At 71.9% G+C, this 20,143-nt stretch carries 17 protein-coding genes and 1 pseudogene; 13 read left to right on the top strand and 5 right to left on the bottom strand.

What is annotated here, in order from left to right; translation table 11 throughout:
• Positions 1-2: 2 nt before the first annotated feature.
• The 3 genes from AB0M27_RS13565 to AB0M27_RS13555 all read right to left on the bottom strand — a co-directional run bounded on the left by AB0M27_RS13565 (position 3) and on the right by AB0M27_RS13555 (position 3,612).
• Positions 3-1,268, bottom strand: a complete 1,266-nt coding sequence (locus AB0M27_RS13565; RefSeq protein ID WP_365721133.1) for an FAD-dependent oxidoreductase — start codon at positions 1,266-1,268, stop codon at positions 3-5.
• A gap of 104 nt (positions 1,269-1,372) precedes the next feature.
• The gene (locus tag AB0M27_RS13560) at positions 1,373-2,644 is read right to left on the bottom strand and encodes a deoxyguanosinetriphosphate triphosphohydrolase (RefSeq protein ID WP_365721131.1); all 1,272 of its coding nucleotides are present in this window, start codon (positions 2,642-2,644) and stop codon (positions 1,373-1,375) included.
• Between the two features lie 107 nt (positions 2,645-2,751).
• Positions 2,752-3,612 carry a sirohydrochlorin chelatase gene (locus AB0M27_RS13555; RefSeq protein ID WP_365721129.1) on the bottom strand — a complete coding sequence of 287 codons (861 nt, stop codon included), beginning with the start codon at positions 3,610-3,612 and terminating at the stop codon, positions 2,752-2,754.
• Between the two features lie 162 nt (positions 3,613-3,774).
• On the opposite strand from AB0M27_RS13555, the gene AB0M27_RS13550 reads away from it, so the two are divergent.
• The 4 genes and pseudogenes from AB0M27_RS13550 to AB0M27_RS13535 all read left to right on the top strand — a co-directional run bounded on the left by AB0M27_RS13550 (position 3,775) and on the right by AB0M27_RS13535 (position 9,020).
• A complete protein-coding gene (locus AB0M27_RS13550) occupies positions 3,775-4,455 on the top strand; it encodes an ElyC/SanA/YdcF family protein (RefSeq protein WP_365721127.1) in 681 nt (226 codons plus the stop codon).
• A 174-nt stretch (positions 4,456-4,629) separates the two neighbouring features.
• Positions 4,630-5,925 carry a membrane-associated oxidoreductase gene (locus AB0M27_RS13545; protein ID WP_365721125.1) on the top strand — a complete coding sequence of 432 codons (1,296 nt, stop codon included), beginning with the start codon at positions 4,630-4,632 and terminating at the stop codon, positions 5,923-5,925.
• Positions 5,926-6,023: 98 nt separating this feature from the next.
• Positions 6,024-8,129, top strand: coding sequence for a molybdopterin oxidoreductase family protein (locus tag AB0M27_RS13540; protein WP_365721123.1), 2,106 nt, complete (start codon positions 6,024-6,026; stop codon positions 8,127-8,129).
• A gap of 57 nt (positions 8,130-8,186) precedes the next feature.
• Positions 8,187-9,020 (top strand): annotated as a pseudogene (locus AB0M27_RS13535) (arylamine N-acetyltransferase).
• A 1-nt stretch (position 9,021) separates the two neighbouring features.
• Here AB0M27_RS13535 and AB0M27_RS13530 read toward each other — a convergent pair.
• Positions 9,022-9,477 carry a gamma-glutamylcyclotransferase family protein gene (locus AB0M27_RS13530; protein WP_365721121.1) on the bottom strand — a complete coding sequence of 152 codons (456 nt, stop codon included), beginning with the start codon at positions 9,475-9,477 and terminating at the stop codon, positions 9,022-9,024.
• Positions 9,478-9,616: 139 nt separating this feature from the next.
• On the opposite strand from AB0M27_RS13530, the gene AB0M27_RS13525 reads away from it, so the two are divergent.
• From AB0M27_RS13525 to AB0M27_RS13485, 9 genes are all read left to right on the top strand, one after another.
• On the top strand, positions 9,617-11,269 hold the full coding sequence (locus tag AB0M27_RS13525; protein WP_365721119.1) for a M4 family metallopeptidase: 1,653 nt from the start codon (positions 9,617-9,619) through the stop codon (positions 11,267-11,269).
• Between the two features lie 319 nt (positions 11,270-11,588).
• Positions 11,589-12,095, top strand: coding sequence for a hypothetical protein (locus AB0M27_RS13520; protein ID WP_365721117.1), 507 nt, complete (start codon positions 11,589-11,591; stop codon positions 12,093-12,095).
• A 143-nt stretch (positions 12,096-12,238) separates the two neighbouring features.
• Complete coding sequence (locus AB0M27_RS13515) at positions 12,239-12,877, top strand: class F sortase (protein ID WP_365721115.1); 639 nt, start codon at positions 12,239-12,241, stop codon at positions 12,875-12,877.
• Between the two features lie 290 nt (positions 12,878-13,167).
• Entirely contained in the window at positions 13,168-14,385 is a 1,218-nt protein-coding gene (locus AB0M27_RS13510) for an FAD-dependent oxidoreductase (RefSeq protein ID WP_365721113.1), read from the top strand.
• Positions 14,385-16,991: a nitrite reductase large subunit NirB gene (gene nirB / locus AB0M27_RS13505; protein WP_365721111.1), complete on the top strand. Its 2,607-nt coding sequence runs from the start codon at positions 14,385-14,387 to the stop codon at positions 16,989-16,991. Before AB0M27_RS13510 ends, nirB begins: the two co-directional genes overlap by 1 nt.
• Positions 16,988-17,341 (top strand): nitrite reductase small subunit NirD, encoded by a 354-nt coding sequence (nirD, locus tag AB0M27_RS13500; protein ID WP_365721109.1) that lies wholly within the window; start codon positions 16,988-16,990, stop codon positions 17,339-17,341. Before nirB ends, nirD begins: the two co-directional genes overlap by 4 nt.
• A 61-nt stretch (positions 17,342-17,402) precedes the next feature.
• Positions 17,403-17,987: a helix-turn-helix domain-containing protein gene (locus AB0M27_RS13495; RefSeq protein ID WP_365721107.1), complete on the top strand. Its 585-nt coding sequence runs from the start codon at positions 17,403-17,405 to the stop codon at positions 17,985-17,987.
• Between the two features lie 74 nt (positions 17,988-18,061).
• Positions 18,062-18,823 (top strand): glucose 1-dehydrogenase, encoded by a 762-nt coding sequence (locus tag AB0M27_RS13490; RefSeq protein WP_365721106.1) that lies wholly within the window; start codon positions 18,062-18,064, stop codon positions 18,821-18,823.
• A 176-nt stretch (positions 18,824-18,999) separates the two neighbouring features.
• Entirely contained in the window at positions 19,000-19,599 is a 600-nt protein-coding gene (locus tag AB0M27_RS13485; RefSeq protein WP_365721104.1) for a hypothetical protein, read from the top strand.
• Positions 19,600-19,614: 15 nt separating this feature from the next.
• On the opposite strand, the gene AB0M27_RS13480 is transcribed toward AB0M27_RS13485, so the two are convergent.
• Entirely contained in the window at positions 19,615-20,031 is a 417-nt protein-coding gene (locus AB0M27_RS13480; RefSeq protein WP_365721102.1) for a TIGR03668 family PPOX class F420-dependent oxidoreductase, read from the bottom strand.
• Positions 20,032-20,143: the final 112 nt, after the last annotated feature.

The raw sequence follows: 20,143 nt of genomic DNA, 5'->3' as shown, positions 1-20,143 counted from the left end.
CCTCAGGAAGTGAGGCTGTCCAGCGGTACGTGCGGGTCGGCCAGGGCCTCCGTGTCCACCTGGGCCCTGGAGCGGATCAGCTTCTGGATCTGCTCTGTGACATCCCACACGTTCACGTTCATCCCGGCCAGCACCCGTCCCTCCTTCACCCAGAAGGCGATGAACTCCCGCTTTCCGGCGTCGCCCCGGATCACCACCTGGTCGTACGACCCGGCCGGCGCCCAGCCGCTGTACTCCATGCCCAGGTCGTACTGGTCGGTGAAGAAGTACGGCACACGGTCGTACGTCACGTCCTGACCCAGCATCGCGCGGGCCGCCGCCGGGCCGCCGTTCAGCGCGTTCGCCCAGTGCTCGACCCGCACCCGGGTGTCGAACAGGGCGAGGGGGAAGTTCGCCACGTCACCGGCCGCGTAGATGTCCGGGTCGGACGTGCGCAGCCGCTCGTCGACGACGATGCCGCCGCCGTGCGCCCGGTCGGCGATCTCCAGGCCCGCCGCCTCCGCGAGGCCGACCCGGGGCGCCGCCCCGATCGCGGCGAGGACGTCGTGCGCCGGGTGCTCCTCGCCGTCGTCGGTGCGGGCCGCGAGGACCATGCCGTCCTGGCCGACGATCTCGGTGAGCTGCCGCCCGAAGTGGAAGCGGACGCCGTGCTCGCGGTGCAGCTCCGCGAAGACGCCGCCCAGCTCGGGGCCGAGGACCCCGTGCAGCGGGGTCGGCGCCGGTTCGATCACCGTGACCTCCGCGCCGTACTCGCGGGCCGCCGCCGCGACCTCCAGGCCGATCCAGCCGGCGCCCGCGATCACGATGTGGCCGTTGTCCCGGCCGAGCGAGCTCAGCACGCCCTTGAGCCGCTCGGCGTGCGCGAGCCGGCGCAGATGGTGCACGCCCGCCAGGTCGGTGCCCGGGATGTCCAGGCGGCGGGGCTCGGCGCCGGTGACCAGCAGCAGCTTGTCGTAGCGGACGAGGGTGCCGTCGTCGCCGAAGCGGACCGTCTTCGCGCCGCGGTCGACGCGGTCCACGAACTGGCCGAGGTGCAGCTCGATGTCGTTCTGCGCGTACCAGGCCGGTTCGTGCACGAAGACGCTGTCGCGCTCCTCCTTGCCGAGCAGATACCCCTTGGACAGCGGCGGCCGCTCGTAGGGGTGGTCGCGCTCGTCACTGATCAGTATCACCCGGCCGGTGAAGCCCTCCGCCCGGAGCGTCTCGGCCGCCTTCGCGCCGGCGAGTCCGCCCCCGACGATGACGAATGTCTGATCCGCGTCGACCACTTGATGCCTCCTCGTAAGGGTGCCGCCACATGCGAGCGTCCCGCACGCGACGTGATGCGGGAAGAGGGAGTGACCCGATCAGGCCACGGACGGTCATGTTCCTCTCACATATGCCCCGTAAGTCTCGCGTGCAGCGAGCGCGCGGAGGCGTCGGTGAGGGAGGCGATCTGGTCGACGATCACCCGCTTGCGTGCGTGGTCGTCGCCTGCCCCGTCGAACAGTGCCCGAAACTGGGGATCCAGCCCGTCCGGCGCGCGGGCGGTGAGCGCCTCCGCCAGTTCCGCCACGACGACCCGCTGGTCCGCGCGCAGCCGCTCCTGCTCGGCGCGCTGCATCACATACCGGTCCGCGACCGCCTTGAGCACCGCGCACTCCATGCGGGCCTCGCGGGGTACGACGAGCTCGGCGTCGTACCGGGTGAGCCGGCCGGTGCCGTACGCGGCGCGGGTGGCGCCCTCGGCGGCCAGGCAGAACCGGCCGATGAGCTGGCTGGTGGCGTCCTTCAGGCGGGCCTGGGCGACCGCGGTGCCGTCGTAGCCGTGCGGCCACCACTCCTCGTCCTGGAGCCGGTCGAGGGCGGCGGAGAGCTCGGCCGGGTCGGTGTCGGCGGGGACGTACCGGCCGATGGCTACCTCGAACACCGCCTGCCGCTCGGGTTCGGCGTGCAGGCAGTTGGGGTCGATGTGGCCGGCGTGCAGGCCGTCCTCGACGTCGTGCACCGAGTACGCCACGTCGTCCGCCCAGTCCATGACCTGGGCCTCGAAGCAGGTGCGGGTGCCGGGGGCGTGCGCTCTGACCCAGTCGAAGACCGGGCGGTCGTCCTCGTAGACCCCGAACTTCTTCGACGCCGGGTCGGTGGGGTGGGCGCCGCGCGGCCAGGGGTACTTGGTGGCGGCGTCGAGGGTGGCGCGGGTGAGGTTGAGGCCGACGGAGCGGTCCTCGGTGAATCGTTTGGGCTCGATGCGGGTGAGGAGCCTGAGGGACTGGGCGTTGCCCTCGAAGCCGCCGCAGTCGTCGGCGAAGGCGTTCAGGGCCTGTTCGCCGTTGTGGCCGAAGGGTGGGTGGCCGAGGTCGTGGGCCAGGCAGGCGGCCTCCACCAGGTCGGGGTCACAGCCGAGGGCCGCGCCCAGCTCCCGGCCCACCTGGGCGCATTCCAGGGAGTGGGTGAGCCTTGTTCGGGGGCTGGCGTCCCATTCCTGGCTGCGGGTGCCCGGGGTGACCACCTGGGTTTTACCGGCGAGGCGCCGCAGCGCGGCGGAGTGGAGGATGCGGGCGCGGTCACGTTGGAAGGCGGTGCGGCCGGGGCGTTTGTCCGGCTCGGGGGCCCAACGCTCCGCTGAGGTCGGGTCGTAGGTTCCGTTGGGTGTGCCTTCCATGATTCGACAGTAAGCGTCGGCAGTGACAAAAGGGTGTTGGCGGTGCGCCCAATCGTCTGCCGGGGTGTGTCGTTCGGCGGGTGCGGATGCGTGCCCCGCTGTTTCTTTCAAGCTGAAGCCAGTTCCGCCTGCCTCGTCACCCGTGCCTGGTCGTACCGGTGCAGGATCAGGCGCGCCATTGCCGGGTGAGCGCCCAGCGGGGCCGACGCCATCCACGGTGCCGCCTTTGCGCACTGCGTCGCGAAACGTCCCGGAGCCGTGAAGCAGGAGGCGATCGCCACCCGGTGCCGGCCGCGCGCCGCCAGTGCCCGTACCGCCGTCGGGACGGTCGGCGTTGCCGCCGAGGCGTAGGCCGGGACGACCGGCACCCCCAGCCGATCCGCGAGCAGGCGGGCCGTGCGGCGGGTGTCGGTGGTCGAGTCGGGGTCGCGGGAACCGGCGGCGGCCAGGACGACCGCGCTCGCACGGCGAGCGGGCGGGTCCATGGCCGTGGGCCAGCCGGCCTCGACCAGGCGGTCGAGGAGGGTCTCCACCAGGAGCGGGTGCGGGCCGAGCGGGGCGGCCAGGCGGGTGGGGGCCGAGGCGGTGGCGGCCATCTCGGGGATGTCCTGTTTGACGTGGTAGCCGCGGGAGAGGAGCAGCGGGACCAGGACGGCGGGGGTGTCGCCGAGCGTGGCGAGGGCGTCCGGCAGCAGGGGGGCGTTCAGCTCGATGTGGCCGAGGTGGACGGGGAGGGCGGGGCGCAGTTCGCGCACCCGGTCCCCAAGCGTCCGTACGGTCTCCAGCGCGCGCGGGTCACGGCTGCCGTGGGCGACCAGGACGAGGGGGGGCGGGGCCGTGCGGCGGTGGCCGAGCGGGGAGACCAGCCGGAGTCGGCCGGCGAGCTGGCTGCTGATGCTGTCCATGAGGTGCGCCGTGCTGTCGAGGTGGACGCGGGGCTCGGACCGGGGAGGATGCGACGCCGTCATGAAAGGATCCTGACGGCGCCAGGTTGCGTGGCCGTTGCCGGGCCGTCACGAGCGTTTTCCGCTGCTTCACGTCGTACGGATGCTCGATGTGAGGCGAACCGGACGGCCGCCGGGGACGTCCTCCATGGTCGGAACCGGTCGGAGCCGATCCATGGGGGCCGTATGAAGATCCGTCGACCGCGGCTGCCGCGCACCCGCACGGGGCAGCGGCGGCTGGTGCAGGCCGTGATGGCCGGGTGCGTGCTGGCGCTGCTGCCGGCGACCTGGCTGTTCGTGTCCACGGCGGACCGGCTGCGCACGACGGCGGACGCCCCGCGCACGCAGGTCGCCATGGTGTTCGGGGCCGGGCTGTGGAACGGGGAGCCGTCGCCGTATCTCGCGCACCGGCTGGACGCGGCGGCGAAGCTGTACCGGGCGGGGCGGGTCGAGGTCGTCCTGGTGACCGGGGACAACAGCCGCAAGGACTACGACGAGCCCGACGCGATGCGCGCCTACCTCAGGAAACACGGGGTGCCGGACAAGCGGATCGTCAGCGACTACGCCGGGTTCGACACCTGGGACTCCTGTGTGCGGGCCAAGAAGATCTTCGGCGTGGACCGGGCCGTGCTGATCAGCCAGGGTTTCCACATCCGGCGGGCGGTGGCGCTGTGCGATGCGGCGGGGGTGGACTCGTACGGGGTCGGGGTCGACGCCAAGCACGATGTGACCTGGTACTACGGCGGGACGCGCGAGGTGTTCGCGGCGGGCAAGGCGGTGCTGGACGCGGTGTTCCATCCTGATCCGACGTTCCTCGGCCCGCGGGAGAACGGGGTCACCAAGGCGCTGGCTCAGGCGCGGGGCTGACGTGGAGATCACGGACCTCACGCCGCCGAGCGCCGCGTCCGGGAGGCGTTCCCGCTCGGCGAAGGGGTCGACTTCCGGGAGAGCGACGACGAGGACCCCGCGCAGGGCGCCTCATGCGGCCCGGAGCGGACGCTGCGGGCGGAGGAGCTGCGGGAACTGCTGCTGGACAGGCCGGTGCGGGAGGGACGGATCGCCGGGCTGAAGGTGTGGGGCGCGCGCGTCACCGGCGTGCTCCATCTGATGTACGGGACGGTCGACCACCCGGTCCGGCTGCGAGCCTGCTTCTTCGACGAGACCCCGAACCTGTACGGGGCGAGGATGCCCGCCCTGGTACTGACCGATTCGGTCCTTCCCGGGCTCACCGCGGGCACCCTCCACGTCGACGGGGCGCTGCGGATCACCTGCTGCCGTATCGCGGGTCGCGTACGGCTGGCGGGCGCGAAGATCTCCGGGGCGTTGTTCGCCAACCAGGCACGGCTCGGCCGCCTCGAGGAGGTCTGCGAGGAACCCGTCCTCCAGCTCGGCCACGCGGAGGTGGGTGCGGACGTGTGGGCCGTCGGGCTCGTCGCCCATGGCGAGGTCCGGCTCAAGGGGACCACCGGGGGCGGGCAGGTGAACCTCGACGACGCCGTGCCGCAGAACCCCGGCGGCACGGCACTGGACGCCGAGACCCTTTCGGTCGGCACCGATCTGCGGGGGATGCGGCTGCGTACCCACGGGCGGTTCAATCTGCGCGGTGCCCGCATTCCCCACCAGCTCAACCTCGCGTACGCCCGCCTGTCCCATCCGGAGGGACCGGCCCTGCGCGCCAGCAGCAGTGTCATCGGCGAGCTGTGGCTGCGCGAGGCCGCGCCCATCGAGGGTGCCGTCAATCTGCGCCGCGCCCAGGTGGAGCTGCTGCACGTGCCGCCCGAGGTCTGGCCCGAGCGCGTGCAGACCGACGGGCTCGGCTATCGCGTCCTGGCACCGCACCTGCCCGCCGAGCAGCGACTGCCGCTGCTGGAGCGTGAGGCCGGCGGCTATCTTCCCTATCCCTACGAGCAGCTCACCACCGCATACCGCACGGTGGGCGACGACGCCGCCGCGCGCACCTTCCAGCTGGCCAAGCTCCGCCGCCACCGGCGCGCCCCGCCGCCGTACGCACGGCTGTGGGGCTGTCTCCAGGACGCGGCCGTCGGCTACGGCTTCCGCCCGATGCGGGCCGCGGGCTGGCTGCTGCTCCTGCTGTGCACCGGCACGCTCGCCTTCGCCCTGCACCATCCGCCCGCGCTCAAGCCCTCCGAGGCGCCCGCGTTCAACCCGCTCTTCTACACCCTCGACCTGCTGCTGCCGATCATCGACTTCGGCCAGGAGGGGGCGTTCGCGCCGCACGGCTGGTATCAGTGGCTGTCGTATCCGCTGATCGTCACCGGCTGGGTGCTGGCGACGACGATCGCGGCGGGCGCCAGCCGCTCGCTGAGCCGGCAGTAGGGACCTCACGGCGTCACCGGCCCGGCGGGGAGGTCGCCGTGCCGGGCGTGTAACGGGAGGCGGTCGGGGCCGTAACACGCCCGACGCACGCTGGCGGCATGGAACCGATCGCCTCGACGCCCACCCACTGCCCGTACTGCGCCCTGCAGTGCGGGATGAACGTCACGCCCCTGCCCCAGGGGGGCGTCGAGGTGACCGAACGGACGGACTTCCCGGTGAACCGGGGCGCGCTGTGCGGCAAGGGCCGTACGGCGGCCGAGGTGCTGTCGCCCGCGGTGCGACTGACCTCGCCGCTGGTGCGCTCCGGGGGCCGGCTGGTCGAGGCGGGCTGGGCCGAGGCCCTGGACCGGATCGCCGAGCGGCTCGGGAGCATACGGCAGGAGTACGGCGCCGACGCGCTGGGCGTGTTCGGTGGGGGCGGGCTGACGAACGAGAAGGCGTACACGCTCGGCAAGTTCGCCCGGGTCGTGCTCGGCACCTCGCAGATCGACTACAACGGCCGGTTCTGCATGTCGTCGGCCGCGGCGGCGGGCACGAAGGCCTTCGGTCTCGACCGGGGTCTCCCCTTCCCCCTGGAGGACATCCCGAAGACAGGGTGCGTGATTCTCGTCGGCTCCAATCTGGCCGAGACCATGCCGCCGTCGCTGCGTTTCTTCACGGAACTCCGGGAGAACGGCGGCACGTTGATCGTCGTCGACCCGCGCAGGACGAGGACGGCCGAGCAGGCGGACCTGCACCTGGCCCCCCGCCCGGGCACCGATCTCGCCCTGGCCCTCGGCCTGTTGCACCTGGTGGTGGCCGAGGGCCGCACGGACGAGGAGTACATCCAGGAGCGGACCACCGGCTGGGAGCAGGCTCGCGCGGTGGCGATGGCGCACTGGCCGGAGCACGTGGAGCGGATCACGGGGGTGTCCGTTCCCGAACTCCGGGAGGCCGTACGGCTTTTCTGCGAGCCGGAGTCGGCGATGGTGCTCACCGCCCGCGGGCCGGAGCAGCAGTCCAAGGGCACGGACACGGTGGGCGCGTGGATCAACCTGTGCCTGGCGACCGGACGCGCGGGGCGGCCGTTGAGTGGTTACGGCTGCCTGACCGGGCAGGGCAACGGGCAGGGGGGCCGCGAACACGGCCAGAAGGCCGACCAGCTGCCCGGCTATCGCAAGCTGGACGACCCGGAGGCGCGGCGGCACGTGGCCGAGGTGTGGGGCGTCGACCCGGATGCGCTTCCCGGTCCCGGACGCAGCGCGTACGAGCTGCTCGACGCCCTGGGTGGGGACATCCGGGCGCTGCTGCTGATGGGCTCCAACCCGGTGGTGTCGGCGCCGCGCGCGGCACATGTCGAAGAACGTCTCAAGTCCCTCGGTTTCCTGGCTGTTTGTGACGTCGTGCTGTCGGAGACGGCCGAGCTGGCGGACGTGGTCCTCCCGGTCACCCAGTGGGCGGAGGAGAGGGGAACGACGACCAGTCTGGAGGGCAGGGTCCTGCTGCGCCGCCAGGCGATCACCCCGCCGCCCGGGGCCCGCAGCGACCTGTACGTCCTGCACGAGCTGGCGGCCCGCCTCGGTGTGGAGAAGGGCTTCCCGACCGACGCCGAGGAGGTCTTCGAGGAGCTGCGCCGGGCGAGCGCGGGCGGCCCGGCGGACTACTCGGGGATCACCTACGGGCGGCTGGCGGAGGAGAACGGGGTGTTCTGGCCGTGCCCGCGGAACGCGGACGCGGAGGCGGACCAGCCGGCCCACCCCGGTACCCCCCGCCTCTTCCTGGACCGCTTCGCCACGCAGGACGGCCGGGCCCGGTTCGTCGCCGTGGCGCACCGGGCGACGGCGGAGGAGCCAGACGCCGAATACCCGCTGCTGCTGACCACCGGACGGGTGGTCGCGCAGTACCAGTCGGGTGCGCAGACGCGGCGGGTCACCGAGCTGAACACCGCCGCCCCCGGCCCCTTCGTGGAGCTCCACCCCCGCCTCGCGGCCCGTATCGGCGCCGCCGAGGGGGATCCGGTGGCCGTGACCTCCCGCCGGGGCCGGGCGACCGCCCCCGCCCGGATCACGTCCGCCATCCGCCCCGACACCGTCTTCATGCCGTTCCACTGGCCCGGCGAGGGCCGTGCCAACACCCTGACGAACCCGGCGCTCGACCCGACGTCCCGGATGCCGGAGTTCAAGTCGTGCGCGGTGCGGGTGGAGGTCGTAGGGCCACAGCAGTAGCGCGGATCGGTCCGTGGGTCGCGGCGGACATCGGCAGGGCCGGCGTCGGTTCGATACATGTCCGGCTTCGAGCAGTCCGATCTGGACGCCTACCTGGACCGCATCGGCTGGAAGGGCGGCCGGCGGCCCGTCCTGGAGACCCTGAGCGGGGCGCATCTGGCACACGCGCTGTCCCCCGCCCTTCGAGAACCTGGACGCCGTGTCCGGCAGGGCCCCTTCGCCCGCCCCGGCCGATCTGCCGGCCAAGATGATCCACGGCCGGCGCGGCGGCTACTGCTACGAGCACAACACCCTGCTCCGGCCGGCGCTTCAGGCGCTGGGGTTCGGGGTGACGCCGTCGGCCGGGCGGGTGGTGGTGGGCGCGGACACCCCGGAGAGCCGGCCGCGGACGCATGCGATGCCGCGCGTCGAGGTGCCGGGGAATGCGCAGCCGTATCTGGCGGACATCGGCTTCGGTGCCTTCGGGGCGCTGCTGTTGCCGGTGCCGCTGGTCACCGGCGAGGAGTTCGAGGGCGCCGGGCGCCGGCACCGGCTGGTGCCGCTGTCGCACGAAGGCCCGCTGGAACTGTGGGAGCTGCAGGCGTACGACCGCCGGGCGCGGGAGTGGACCGGCCAGTACGCCGTCACACTGGAGCCGTTCGACGCCTCGGACCTGGAGGTGTTCAACTGGTACGCCAGCACCAGCCCACGCTCCCCGTTCACCCGCCGCCCCTACCTGCAGCGGGCCACCGCCGAACGCCATCTCTCCCTGGACGGCGCCCGTTGACCGAGACCCACCCTGACGGCACGGTGACCGAACGCAAGCTGACGGACGAGACGCAGGCGCGGCGCGTGGCGGCGGACGAGTTCGGCATCGACGTGCCCTCGGGGCTGACCCCGCTCGGCGGCTGACTCAGCGCCGGGACAGCCAGTCGCCGTCCTCGATCGGCGTTCCCTCGGCACGCAGCCGGGCGGCGACACGCGGGGCGGCCAGGTAGACCCAGGCGAGGGTGGTGGTGCCGTCGGTGGTGCGTGTGACGTTGCGGGCCACGCGTTGGTACAGGTTGCGGGGGTCGCCCGGTGTGTACTCCTCCAGGCGGTCCAGGGCTGCGAGCAGTTCTGCGTACGACTCCGGTCGGGCGGTGATCAGTTCGCCCCGGATCTCGCCGCCCGGCCGCTCGACGGCGTAGGGGTAGCCGGGGCCGTCGTACAGTGCGGCGTCCCGCAGGCGGGCCGGTTCCTCCGACGTGGTGCGGCCCCGCAGGAACAGGTCGTGGTTGGGCTCGCCGGGGCGCAGGGTGCCGTAGACGAAGAAGGGCAGCGGGGTTCCGGGCTCCTCGGGGTCGTTCTCGTTCTCCTCGGTGATCACGGAAACGATTCTCTACCCCCTTCGGCTCCTCACACATCTCCATGAAGAGGCTATGGACATGACATGTCAGGCCCCCTTAAATCACTGGGGACATCAGCGCCGCCCCCACGCCTAGTCGGGCGCTTCCCCGAGGAGACCGATGAGCCGGATACGCCAGCACGTCCGAGGATCCCGTCGTCTCGCCACCACCGCCGGCGTCGCCGTCACCACCGCGACCCTGCTGTCCCTGGCGCTCTCCCCCGCAGCCCACGCCGACGCCAGACCGACCAGGGCCATCGCGATCCAGAACGCGGCGTCGGCGCTCCTGGCCCATGCCACGAGCCTCGGCCTGACCTCCGCCGAGGACACCAGCGTCCGCGACGTGGTCGTGGACAAGGACGGCACCCAGCACGTCCGCTACGACCGCACCTACCACGGACTGCCCGTGCTGGGCGGCGACTTCGTGGTGCACCTGACCCCGGACGGCGCCTACCGCAGCGCGAACCGGGCCACCCGCGGCACGATATCCCTCGCCTCGATCCTGCCCGAGGTCTCGGCCCTCAAGGCCGCCGACCTCGCCGTCAACGCCCTGCGCGCCGTCAACCTCGGCGACACGCTCAAGCAGGTCAAGGCCAAGCCCGAGCTGATCGTCGACGCCCTGCACGGCACCCCGAAGCTCGCCTGGCGCACCAACGCGGTCGGCCTGGACTCCCTCGGCAACCCGGTCGCCCGGACCGTGCTGACCGACGCCCGCACCGGCCGGCAGATCGACGCCTGGGACAGCATCGAGACCGCCGCCGGCGACGGCAAGTCGCTGTACAGCGGGACGGTGCCGCTGGAGACGACCCAGTCGGGATCGTCGTACCAGCTCAAGGACCCGACGCGCGGCAACACCTACACCGGTGACGCCGAGGGCAAGACGGACCTGTGCTTCTTCGGCATCTGCTTCAGCCGGGCCCCCGCGACCCTGTTCACGGACGCCGACAACCACTGGGGCAGCGGCACCACCTCCGACCGCGCCTCGGCCGCCGTCGACGCCCAGTACGGCACCGACGAGACCTGGGACTACTACAAGAACGTCCACGGCCGCAACGGCATCGGCGGCGACGGCAAGGGCTCGTACAACCGCGTCCACTACGGCAGCAACTACAACAACGCCTTCTGGGACGACAGTTGCTTCTGCATGACCTACGGCGACGGTGACGGCACCACCTTCGGGCCGCTGGTCGCCCTCGACGTGGCCGGGCACGAGATGACCCACGGGGTGACGTCGAAGACCGCCGCGCTGACCTACTCCGGCGAGTCCGGCGGGCTCAACGAGGCCACCTCGGACATCCTCGGCACGATGGTGGAGTGGTACGCCAACAACGCCTCCGACACCGGTGACTACCTCATCGGCGAGAAGATCGTGAAGCCCGGCTTCGGCCACACCGCCCTGCGCTACATGGACAAGCCGTCGAAGGACGGCAACTCGGCGGACTACTGGAGCAGTTCGGTCGGCAACCTCGACGTCCACTACTCCTCCGGCGTCGCCAACCACTTCGCCTATCTGCTGGCGGAGGGCAGCGGCCCGAAGACCATCAACGGCGTCAGCTACGACTCCCCCACCTACAACGGCTCCACGGTCACCGGCATCGGCCGCGACAAGGTCGGCAAGATCTGGTACCGGGCGCTGACGGTCTACATGACCTCCTCGACGAACTACGCGGGGGCCCGCACGGCGACCCTGAACGCCGCCAAGGACCTCTACGGCGCGGGCAGCACGGAGTACAACGCGGTGGCGGCGGCCTGGAGTGCCGTCAACGTGAACTGAGCCCCGCATCGAGTACGACAGGCCGCGGCCGCCCCGGTGATGGTTCCGGGGCGGCCGCGGTCTGCTGTGCCACACCTGCCGTCACCCGTTCAACGGGCGGCGTCGCTCCATTCGTGTTCTCTTCGCACGGTCATCTCATCGCCCCTTCCCCTGCGCCTGTGACCTGCCGGAAACCGACGGCGGTTACTCCGTGTGGGGCTGGTCCTGACACCCGTTCACCGCATTGCTGGCGGCCCCTCAGGGAGCGGACCCGGGCGAAAGCCATTTACCTCGGAAGGGCAGAGGGACACACCAGTCCGACCAGCCCTGGGGAGCACCCATGCGACGCACCGCTCGTCTGCTGACCGGTACCGCGCTCGTCGTGGCCGCCGGGGCACCCGCCTGGGCCGGCACCGGCAGCCTGGACGTGTACCCCTCCAGCGTGGCGCCCGGCGGCCAGGTCACGGTGAACACCGCCGCGTGCGGCGACAAGGGCTCGGCGGTCGGGGACGCCGGTGCGGTCGGCGCCGGCACCTTCACGCTGGCGCCCAGCTCGCACAAGGGCGAGGCCATCGGGCAGTTCCGGGTGCCGGAGAGCGCGCAGCCGGGGACGTACGAGATCGTCGCCAAGTGTGCCGAGGGCGACCGGCAGGTGAGCGGCGACCTGATGGTGGCGTTGAGCGCGGCGCACGAGCAGGCGCAGCCGCGAGGAAGTGTGAAGACGGGGGTCGGCGGCGCACTCGGCACCGACCCCGTGCAGACCGCGGCGGGTGTGGCGGCGCTGGCCGTCGCCGCCGCGGGCGGTACCTGGCTCCTGCATCGCCGGGCGAGAGGCGACGGGTTCTGACGGACGCCCTCCGCTGTCCGTCAGCCGGTACCGCACATCCCGCCCCCTCCGGGTCCGACGCCCCTCGCGGCCCGGAGGGGGAGGGGGTGGTCATTGGGTCCGCCCCCCGGTCTTCGGGGGTCCGCCCCCGGGAGAGGGTTCGTATGCGCAGCAGAAACAGGCGCGACAGGCTCGGCGACTCCGCGATAGCCGCCGTCACCGTCGTGGCCCTCGGCTCCGGGGTGTGGCTGCTCGGCGGCGGCGCCGGGACGCACACGCCGCCGCAGCCCGCCGCGGCTCAGGGACGTCCGGAGCCGAGTGGCGAGCGGCTCGCGGCCCCCGCCCTCGCCCCGTCCATACCCACCCGTATCCGCATACCCGCGATACGCGTGAACGCCCCGCTGATGGGTCTCGCCCTCACCCGCTCCGGCAGCCTGGACGTCCCCCCGGCCCAGAACAAGAACCTGGCCGGCTGGTACGAGGCCGGCACCATACCCGGCGAGACGGGCACCGCGATCGTCGCCGGCCATGTCGACAACACCGAGGGCCCGGCCGTCTTCTACGACCTGGGCGCGCTGAAGCGAGGCGCCCGCATCGAGGTGGACCGCCGGGACGGCTCCGTGGCCGTGTTCACCGTCGACGCGGTGGAGGTGTACGCGGCGAACAACTTCCCCGACGAGAAGGTCTACGGCGCGGCGCCCCGCCCCGAACTCCGCGTCATCACCTGCGGCGGCGGCTACTCCAAGACCACCGGCTACCTGGGCAACGTGGTGGTGTTCGCGCACCTGACCGGCAGCCGGTAGGTGGTTGGACAGGTCGTAGAGGGGTTGCGCAGGTCGTCGTTCGACCGCGGCTCGGTCGTAGGCCGGACGCGCAGTTCCCCGCGCCCCTTCGTGGCGCTGGTGCCCCGTTTCCCGCCAAGGACATGCTCCCTCCCCCACGCCCCGAGCGGCGCCAGTGCCTCGTTCAGCAGGGCGCCCCGGCGTGCCCACGGACCCCTCACACCCCCCGCCCGCCCCCGCTGAGGGCAGCGTTCCTCACGGGAAACAGACGTGATGCGGCCGGGTAACGTCGGGACCGCACGCTCAAGGGCATGACCTCGAATACGCGTGTGGTGGTGATCGGCGCCGGCCTCGCGGGCGTACGGCTCGCCCGGCGGCTCGGCGAGCTGGGCACGCCCGCGCTGCTCGTCGGCGAGGAGGAGCACCCGCCGTACAACCGGGTGCTGCTCGCCGAGGTGCTGGCCGGCCGGTACGCCCCCGAGGTGATCGGCCTGCCCGCGCCCGAGGACCTGCTGCGCGCCCGGGTCACCGGTATCGACCGGGCCGCCCGGACCGTCGAGTGCGCCGACGGCGCCTCGATCGCATACGACACGCTGGTTCTCGCCACCGGGTCCAACCCGGTGCTGCCACCGCTGCGCGGCCTGTTCACGCCCGACCACCAACTCCCCGAGGGCGTCCACGCGTTCCGCACGCTGGACGACTGCCTGGGACTGTCCAAGGCGGTCCGGCCGGGTGTGCGCGCGGTCGTCATCGGAGGCGGGCTGCTCGGCGTCTCCGCCGCCCGCGCACTCGCCGTGCGCGGCGCCCAGGTGGTCCTCGCCCAGCAGGCCGAGCGGCTCATGGAACGCCAGCTCGACCCGGACGCCTCCCGGCTGGTGCTGCGGCACCTGACCGACCTGGGCGTCGAGGTGCACACCGAGTGCCGGGTGCGGGACGTACGCTCGGTCGCCGGCGCGGTCCGCTCGGTGGAGATGGCCGACGGATACGCCCTGGACGCCGACCTCGTCGTCCTCGCCTGCGGGGTGCGCCCGCGCACCTCACTCGCCGAACAGGCCGGTCTCGCCGTGCACAAGGGCATCCTCGTCGACGACGCACTGCGCACCTCCGACCCGCACATCCACGCCGTCGGCGACTGCGTCCAGCACGAGGGCACGGTCTACGGCCTGGCGGTCCCCGCACTCGAACAGGCTGACGCACTGGCCGAGTTGCTCGCCGGAGACCCGAACGTGCGCTACTCCGGCACCCGTTGCCTGACCCGGCTGACCCTCACCGGCCCGGGCTCCCCCTTCGACCTGGCCGCGTTCGGCGAGCCCGAAGGGCGCCCCGGCGACGACGTCGTACGGCTCGCCGACGCCACCCGCGGCACCTACCGCAAGGTCGTCGTCCGCGACGACCGCCTGGTCGGCGGGGTCCTCGTCGGCGAACTCGGCACCGTCGGCGCGCTCGCCCGCGCCTGGGAGGGAGCAGAGCCGCTCCCCTCCGACGGCGGCCCCCTGCTCCACCTGCTCACCAATGATGGAGGCTCCTGATGACCACCGCCCTGGGGGCCACCCCCACGATCGTGCTCGTCGGCCACGGCATGGTCGGCCAGCGCTTCCTCGAAGCGCTCGCCGAGCGTGGCCTGACCGCCACGCACCGCGTGGTCGTGCTGTGCGAGGAGCCGCGTCCCGCGTACGACCGCGTCGCCCTCACCTCGTACTTCTCGGGCAAGACCCCCGAGGACCTCTCCATGACCGACATGGAGTTCATCAAGGACCACGGCATCGAGCTGTACGTCGGCGACCCGGCGGAGACGGTCGACCGCGCGGCGAGGTCGGTCACGGCCAGGTCCGGCCAGGTCTTCGCGTACGACACCCTCGTCCTGGCCACCGGCTCGTACCCGTTCGTGCCGCCGGTCCCGAACAAGGACGCCGAGGGCTGTTTCGTCTACCGCACGATCGAGGACCTGCTCGCCATCGAGGAGTACGCGAAGACGAGGGCGACGACCGGCGCCGTGGTCGGCGGCGGGCTGCTCGGCCTGGAGGCGGCCGGCGCGCTGAAGGGACTCGGACTTGCCACGCACATCGTGGAGTTCGCGCCGCGCCTGATGCCGGTGCAGGTCGATGAAGGTGGTGGCACGGCACTGCTGCGGACCATCGAGGGCATGGGCCTGACCGTGCACACGGACGTGGGCACGCAGGAGATCCTCACCGGTGAGGACGGCTCGGTCAGCGGCATGAAGCTGTCCGACGGCTCCGAACTCCCCACCGACATGGTGGTGTTCAGCGCCGGTGTCCGCCCCCGCGACCACCTGGCCCGGGACTGCGGCCTCGCGGTCGGCGAGCGCGGCGGCATCACGGTCGACGAACAGTGCCGTACGGTCACCGACCCGCACATCTTCGCGATCGGCGAGTGCGCGCTGGCGTCGGACGGCCGGGTGTACGGCCTGGTGGCGCCCGGCTACGAGCAGGCGCAGACGGCCGCGGCGACGATCGCTTCCGACGAAGCCGCTTTTGTCGGCGCCGACCTGTCCACCAAGCTGAAGCTGCTCGGCGTGGACGTGGCGTCCTTCGGTGACGCGCACGGCACCACCGCAGACTGCCTGGACGTCGTCTACTCCGACTCCCGCGCCGGCTTGTACAAGAAGCTGGTCATCGGCGCGGACGGCACGCTGCTCGGCGGCATCCTGATCGGTGACGCGGAGGCGTACGGCACCCTGCGCGCGCTGACCGGCTCCGTGCCCCCGATCTCCCCCGAGTCGCTCGTCCTGCCCGCCGGAGCCGACTCGGGGGCCCGGCTCGGCCCGTCCGCGCTGCCGGACGAGGCGATCATCTGCTCCTGCCACAACGTCAGCAAGGGCACGATCCGCGGCGCGGTGACGGAGCACAAGTGCACCACCGTGCCCGAGGTGAAGAAGTGCACCAAGGCCGGTACCGGCTGCGGCTCCTGCGTCAAGGTGCTCGGCCAGCTCGTCAACGCGGAGCTGGAGGCGTCCGGCGTCGAGGTCGACAAGGGCCTGTGCGGCTGCTTCGCCCAGACCCGCGAGGAGTTGTACGAGATCGTCCTCGCCCTGCGCATCACGTCGTACCAGGATCTTCTCGACCGGTACGGCCGTGAGGGCGCCCGGGCCGGCGACGGCTGCGAGGTCTGCAAGCCGGCCGTCGGCTCGATCATCGCCTCCCTCGCCCCGACGATCGGCGCGAGCGGCTATGTCCTGGAGGGCGAGCAGGCGGCCCTGCAGGACACCAACGACCACTTTCTGGCCAACCTGCAGAAGAACGGCTCGTACTCGGTGGTGCCGCGCATCCCCGGCGGTGAGATCGCGCCGGAGAAGCTGATCGTGATCGGCGAGATCGCCCGCGACTTCGGCCTCTACACAAAGATCACCGGCGGGCAGCGGATCGACATGTTCGGCGCTCGGGTCGAGCAACTACCGCTGATCTGGGCGAGGTTGGTGGACGCCAGCTTCGAGTCGGGCCACGCGTACGGCAAGGCACTGCGCACGGTGAAGTCCTGCGTGGGCCAGACCTGGTGCCGCTACGGCGTGCAGGACTCGGTCCGAATGGCGATCGACCTGGAGCTGCGCTACCGGGGCCTGCGCTCCCCGCACAAGCTGAAGTCGGCGGTCTCCGGCTGCCAGCGCGAGTGCGCGGAGGCCCAGTCGAAGGACTTCGGGGTGATCGCCACCGCCAATGGCTGGAACCTGTACGTCGGCGGCAACGGCGGCGCGACCCCGCGCCACGCGGACCTGCTGGCCCAGGACCTGTCCGACGCCGAACTCGTCCGCCTCATCGACCGGTTCCTGATGTTCTACATCCGCACCGCCGACCGCCTGGAGCGCACCTCGACCTGGCTGGAGCGGATCCCGGGCGGCCTGGACCACGTACGGGACGTGGTCGTGCACGACTCGCTCGGCATCTGCGACGAACTGGAGCAGCTGATGCGGGCGCACGTCGCGCACTACCGCGACGAGTGGGCGGAGACCATCAACGACCCCGAGAAGCTCGCCCGGTTCGTGTCCTTCGTGAACGCCCCGGACACCCCGGACCCGGTCGTCGCCTTCGTCCCCGAGCGCGACCAGATCAAGCCCGACCTGCCGCTGCTGTCCATCGGCCTGCGGCCCGCCGACGACGTTCTGGAAGGAAGCGCCCGATGACCCTGGCTGTCGAGACCACCGACCTGAAGGTCCAGCTCCGGCTCGCCGCCGACGACTGGTTCACGGCCTGCGACCTGAGCGCGCTCACCCCGGGCCGCGGGGTGGCCGCCCTGCTGCCGGACGGCCGCCAGGTGGCCCTCTTCCGGGACCGCGCCGACCGCCTGTACGCCGTCGACAACCGCGACCCCTTCACCGGCGCGGCCGTCCTGTCCCGCGGCCTGACCGGCACCCACCAGGACCGTCCGTTCGTCGCCTCACCCCTGCTGAAGCAGCGCTTCGACCTGGTCAGCGGGGAGTGTCTGGACGACGAGGAGGTACGGGTGGCGGCGTACGAGGTGCGGGCCGCCTAGCCTCTGCTTGACCGATCACCTCGCTTGACTGGTCGTTCCAGAAAAACCTAGGCTGAGTTACATGGCCAGGACCAAGGAGTTCGATCCGGACGCCGCGCTGCAGACAGCCCTGGAGCTGTTCTGGCGGCGCGGCTACGAGGCGACGTCGATGGCCGACCTGGTCGAGCACCTCGGCATAGGCAGGGCGAGCCTGTACGCCACCTTCGGGAACAAGCACGAGCTGTATCTGCAGGCGCTGGAGCGCTACGAGCGGTCGGGGCTCACCCGGATCGTGCGGGACCTGTCCCAGCCGGGCGCAGCTCTGCCGGCCGTGCGGGCGGTCGTACGACGGTACGCGGCGGAGGCGGCCGACGAGCGGCTGCGGCTGCGCGGCTGCCTGATCACCAACACGGCCGCCGAGCTGGCCCCGCACGACCCGGCCGCCGCCCGGCGCGTCGAGCGCAACTGGGACCACCTGGAGACGCTGCTGCACTCCGCGCTGGTCCGCGCCCAGAACCAGGGCGAGCTGCCGGCCGGCCGCGATCCACTCGCTCTGGCCCGCACGCTGCTGGTGCTGATGCAGGGCCTGCGGGTCGTCGGCAAGGCTTCGGCGGACCCGGCCCGCGTCCGGGACGCGGCGGAGCAGGCGCTGGCGCTGCTCGACTAGACGGACGCCCTCCCACTCGGAGGGCGTTTTTCCTACTCCCATACTGAACCGATCGTTCTATAAAAGGAGATCCCATGCCTCGCTTCACCGGCCGGACCGCCCTCGTCACCGGCGCCGGATCCGGCATCGGCCGGACCGTCGCCCGCGCGCTCGCCGCCGAGGGAGCCCGGGTCGTCGTCGCCGGACGGCGGCCCGAGCCGCTGGCGGAGACCGTCCGCCTGATCGAGGAACAGGGCGGCAAGGGCATCGCCGTGGGCGCCGACGTCTCCCGCGCGGCCGACGCCGACGCGGTGGTCCACACCGCCGTCGAGCACTTCGGCTCGCTCGACGTGGCGGTCAACAGCGCGGGCGTGTTCCGGGGCGGGCAGCCCCTCGCTGACTTCCCGGAGGAGGACTGGCACACCCAGCTCGCGATCAACGTCACCGGCGTGTTCCTGGCCCTCCAGGCGCAGATCCGCCAAATGCGCACCCAGCCGGCGGGCGGCGCGATCGTGAACATCTCCTCCACCTTCGGCCTGCACACCGCCTCCCCCGGGGCCGCCGCCTACTCGGCGACCAAGGCCGCGGTGACAGCGCTCAGCCGCGGCGCCGCCCTGGACCACATCCGGGACGGCGTCCGGATCAACGTGGTCAGCCCCGGCGCCACCGAGACCTCCATGTCCCTGCGCCCGGGCGAGACCGAGGCCGACCGGACCGACCGCGCGCGGGCCACCCTCCCGCTCGGCCGCCTCGCCACCACCCACGAGGTCACCGCCGCCGTCCTCTACCTGGCCTCGGACGACGCGGCCTCCGTCGTCGGCACCGATCTGGTCGTGGACAGCGGCGGCTCCCTGTAAGCGGCCGAGACGTGACCGGCCGGTCCTCGACCCGCTTTCAGTGGATCTCGTCGCCTGGTCCTCCGCTGAGAGCGCGGTGAGGCCGCCGTGAAACCGGGTGGGCGCAGGCTCTGTGCCAGAAGGAAGGCGACGGAGCCGCGACCCGGGGCCGCGACGGACTCAAGGAGCACACGACCATGTCTCTCACCCTCACCGACCAGGACAAGCTCACCCTGCGGACCGCCGCGTACGGCGCCGTGTCGCTGTTGACCTCCGCCGACGCCGCCGGCTCGCCCCACAGGGTCGCCACCCACGGCAGCATCGCCCTGGCCTCCGCGACCGGCCCGGTCGGGCACGTGCTCGCCGAGAAGTCCAAGGTGCAGAACCTGGACGGCAGGTCCGTGGCCGCCATCGCCGACCACGTGCTGCCGGCCCTGACGGCGGCCATGAGCCTGCTCAAGAAGCAGGACCCGGCAGATGCCGACAACTTCCGCAGCACCGTCCTCGTCGCCCTCGAAGCAGCCACCCGGGCCCACAAGGGCGGTGTGCATTCACCCGCTCGACTTTCCGGGCCCACGCCTTCGCCCAACTGCCACGCCGGATCGCTCCGCTCGCTGGTGTACAGCAAACGAGCATGGCGCCATACGGGCCCTGCGGTTCGTCCGATCCTCGATGTACACGACCTGCGGCGCGAACTCCTCACGGTGCCGTGCGATCTCGTCTACGACCGAACGTCCTTGAGGAACGGACCGCCTGGTCTTCGGTTCCCCGAGGTACGGCAACGTCACGTCGGGTGACGCTGTCCCGCGGGGCTATGTGAAGGCCCAGCCAGTCCACTGCTCGACCCGGACGGCGACCGCAGGGCCCTTGGGCGGGGACTGCTTGTACTGGCCGTACTTGTCGCACAACAAGCTCACCGCCCGCAGGCGCTCTTCGCCTTCCTCCAGGACTTCGCCGCGGCCGTCGGCGCGGGCCCACCACAGCTCCGTCCAGTCGTCGTCGTAGTGGTCGACCAGCACCGTTACTGCTGGATTCTCCCTGATATTGCGCAAGCGCCGTAGATTCCAGGTGCTCTTGGGCTTGTGGTCGACCGCGAAGTACAGGACGTCGTCCTGGACCACAAAGGTCACGGGAACCGCATGAGGCACCCCGGAGCCGTCGACAGTCGCCAGCCGGGCGACGGGTGAGGAGACAAAGCGTTCCCGGGCGACGGGCGGTGAGAGCTTCATGCATTCCACGGTAGTGAAGGCTCACCAGTTGGATTAGCGAAGCGTAGTGAACCTGTGGCAGAGTGCTACGCGCACGCCCGGCGCCCAGGCGACGTCGGGCACCCTCCTCGGT

This window comes from Streptomyces sp. NPDC052107 (genome assembly GCF_040680215.1).
Classification (GTDB): Bacteria; Actinomycetota; Actinomycetes; order Streptomycetales; family Streptomycetaceae; genus Streptomyces.
The sequence above is the reverse complement of the archived record's forward strand: the minus strand, read 5'-3'. Positions and strand labels throughout refer to the sequence as shown.

Coding starts and splice junctions, on each gene's coding strand:
- AB0M27_RS13560 (WP_365721131.1), bottom strand. CDS start 2,644: ATGGAAGGCACACCCAACGGAACCTACGACCCGACCTCAGCGGAGCGT.
- AB0M27_RS13555 (WP_365721129.1), bottom strand. CDS start 3,612: ATGACGGCGTCGCATCCTCCCCGGTCCGAGCCCCGCGTCCACCTCGAC.
- AB0M27_RS13550 (WP_365721127.1), top strand. CDS start 3,775: ATGAAGATCCGTCGACCGCGGCTGCCGCGCACCCGCACGGGGCAGCGG.
- AB0M27_RS13540 (WP_365721123.1), top strand. CDS start 6,024: ATGGAACCGATCGCCTCGACGCCCACCCACTGCCCGTACTGCGCCCTG.
- AB0M27_RS13525 (WP_365721119.1), top strand. CDS start 9,617: ATGAGCCGGATACGCCAGCACGTCCGAGGATCCCGTCGTCTCGCCACC.
- AB0M27_RS13520 (WP_365721117.1), top strand. CDS start 11,589: ATGCGACGCACCGCTCGTCTGCTGACCGGTACCGCGCTCGTCGTGGCC.
- AB0M27_RS13515 (WP_365721115.1), top strand. CDS start 12,239: ATGCGCAGCAGAAACAGGCGCGACAGGCTCGGCGACTCCGCGATAGCC.
- AB0M27_RS13510 (WP_365721113.1), top strand. CDS start 13,168: ATGACCTCGAATACGCGTGTGGTGGTGATCGGCGCCGGCCTCGCGGGC.
- nirB (WP_365721111.1), top strand. CDS start 14,385: ATGACCACCGCCCTGGGGGCCACCCCCACGATCGTGCTCGTCGGCCAC.
- nirD (WP_365721109.1), top strand. CDS start 16,988: ATGACCCTGGCTGTCGAGACCACCGACCTGAAGGTCCAGCTCCGGCTC.
- AB0M27_RS13495 (WP_365721107.1), top strand. CDS start 17,403: ATGGCCAGGACCAAGGAGTTCGATCCGGACGCCGCGCTGCAGACAGCC.
- AB0M27_RS13490 (WP_365721106.1), top strand. CDS start 18,062: ATGCCTCGCTTCACCGGCCGGACCGCCCTCGTCACCGGCGCCGGATCC.
- AB0M27_RS13485 (WP_365721104.1), top strand. CDS start 19,000: ATGTCTCTCACCCTCACCGACCAGGACAAGCTCACCCTGCGGACCGCC.
- AB0M27_RS13480 (WP_365721102.1), bottom strand. CDS start 20,031: ATGAAGCTCTCACCGCCCGTCGCCCGGGAACGCTTTGTCTCCTCACCC.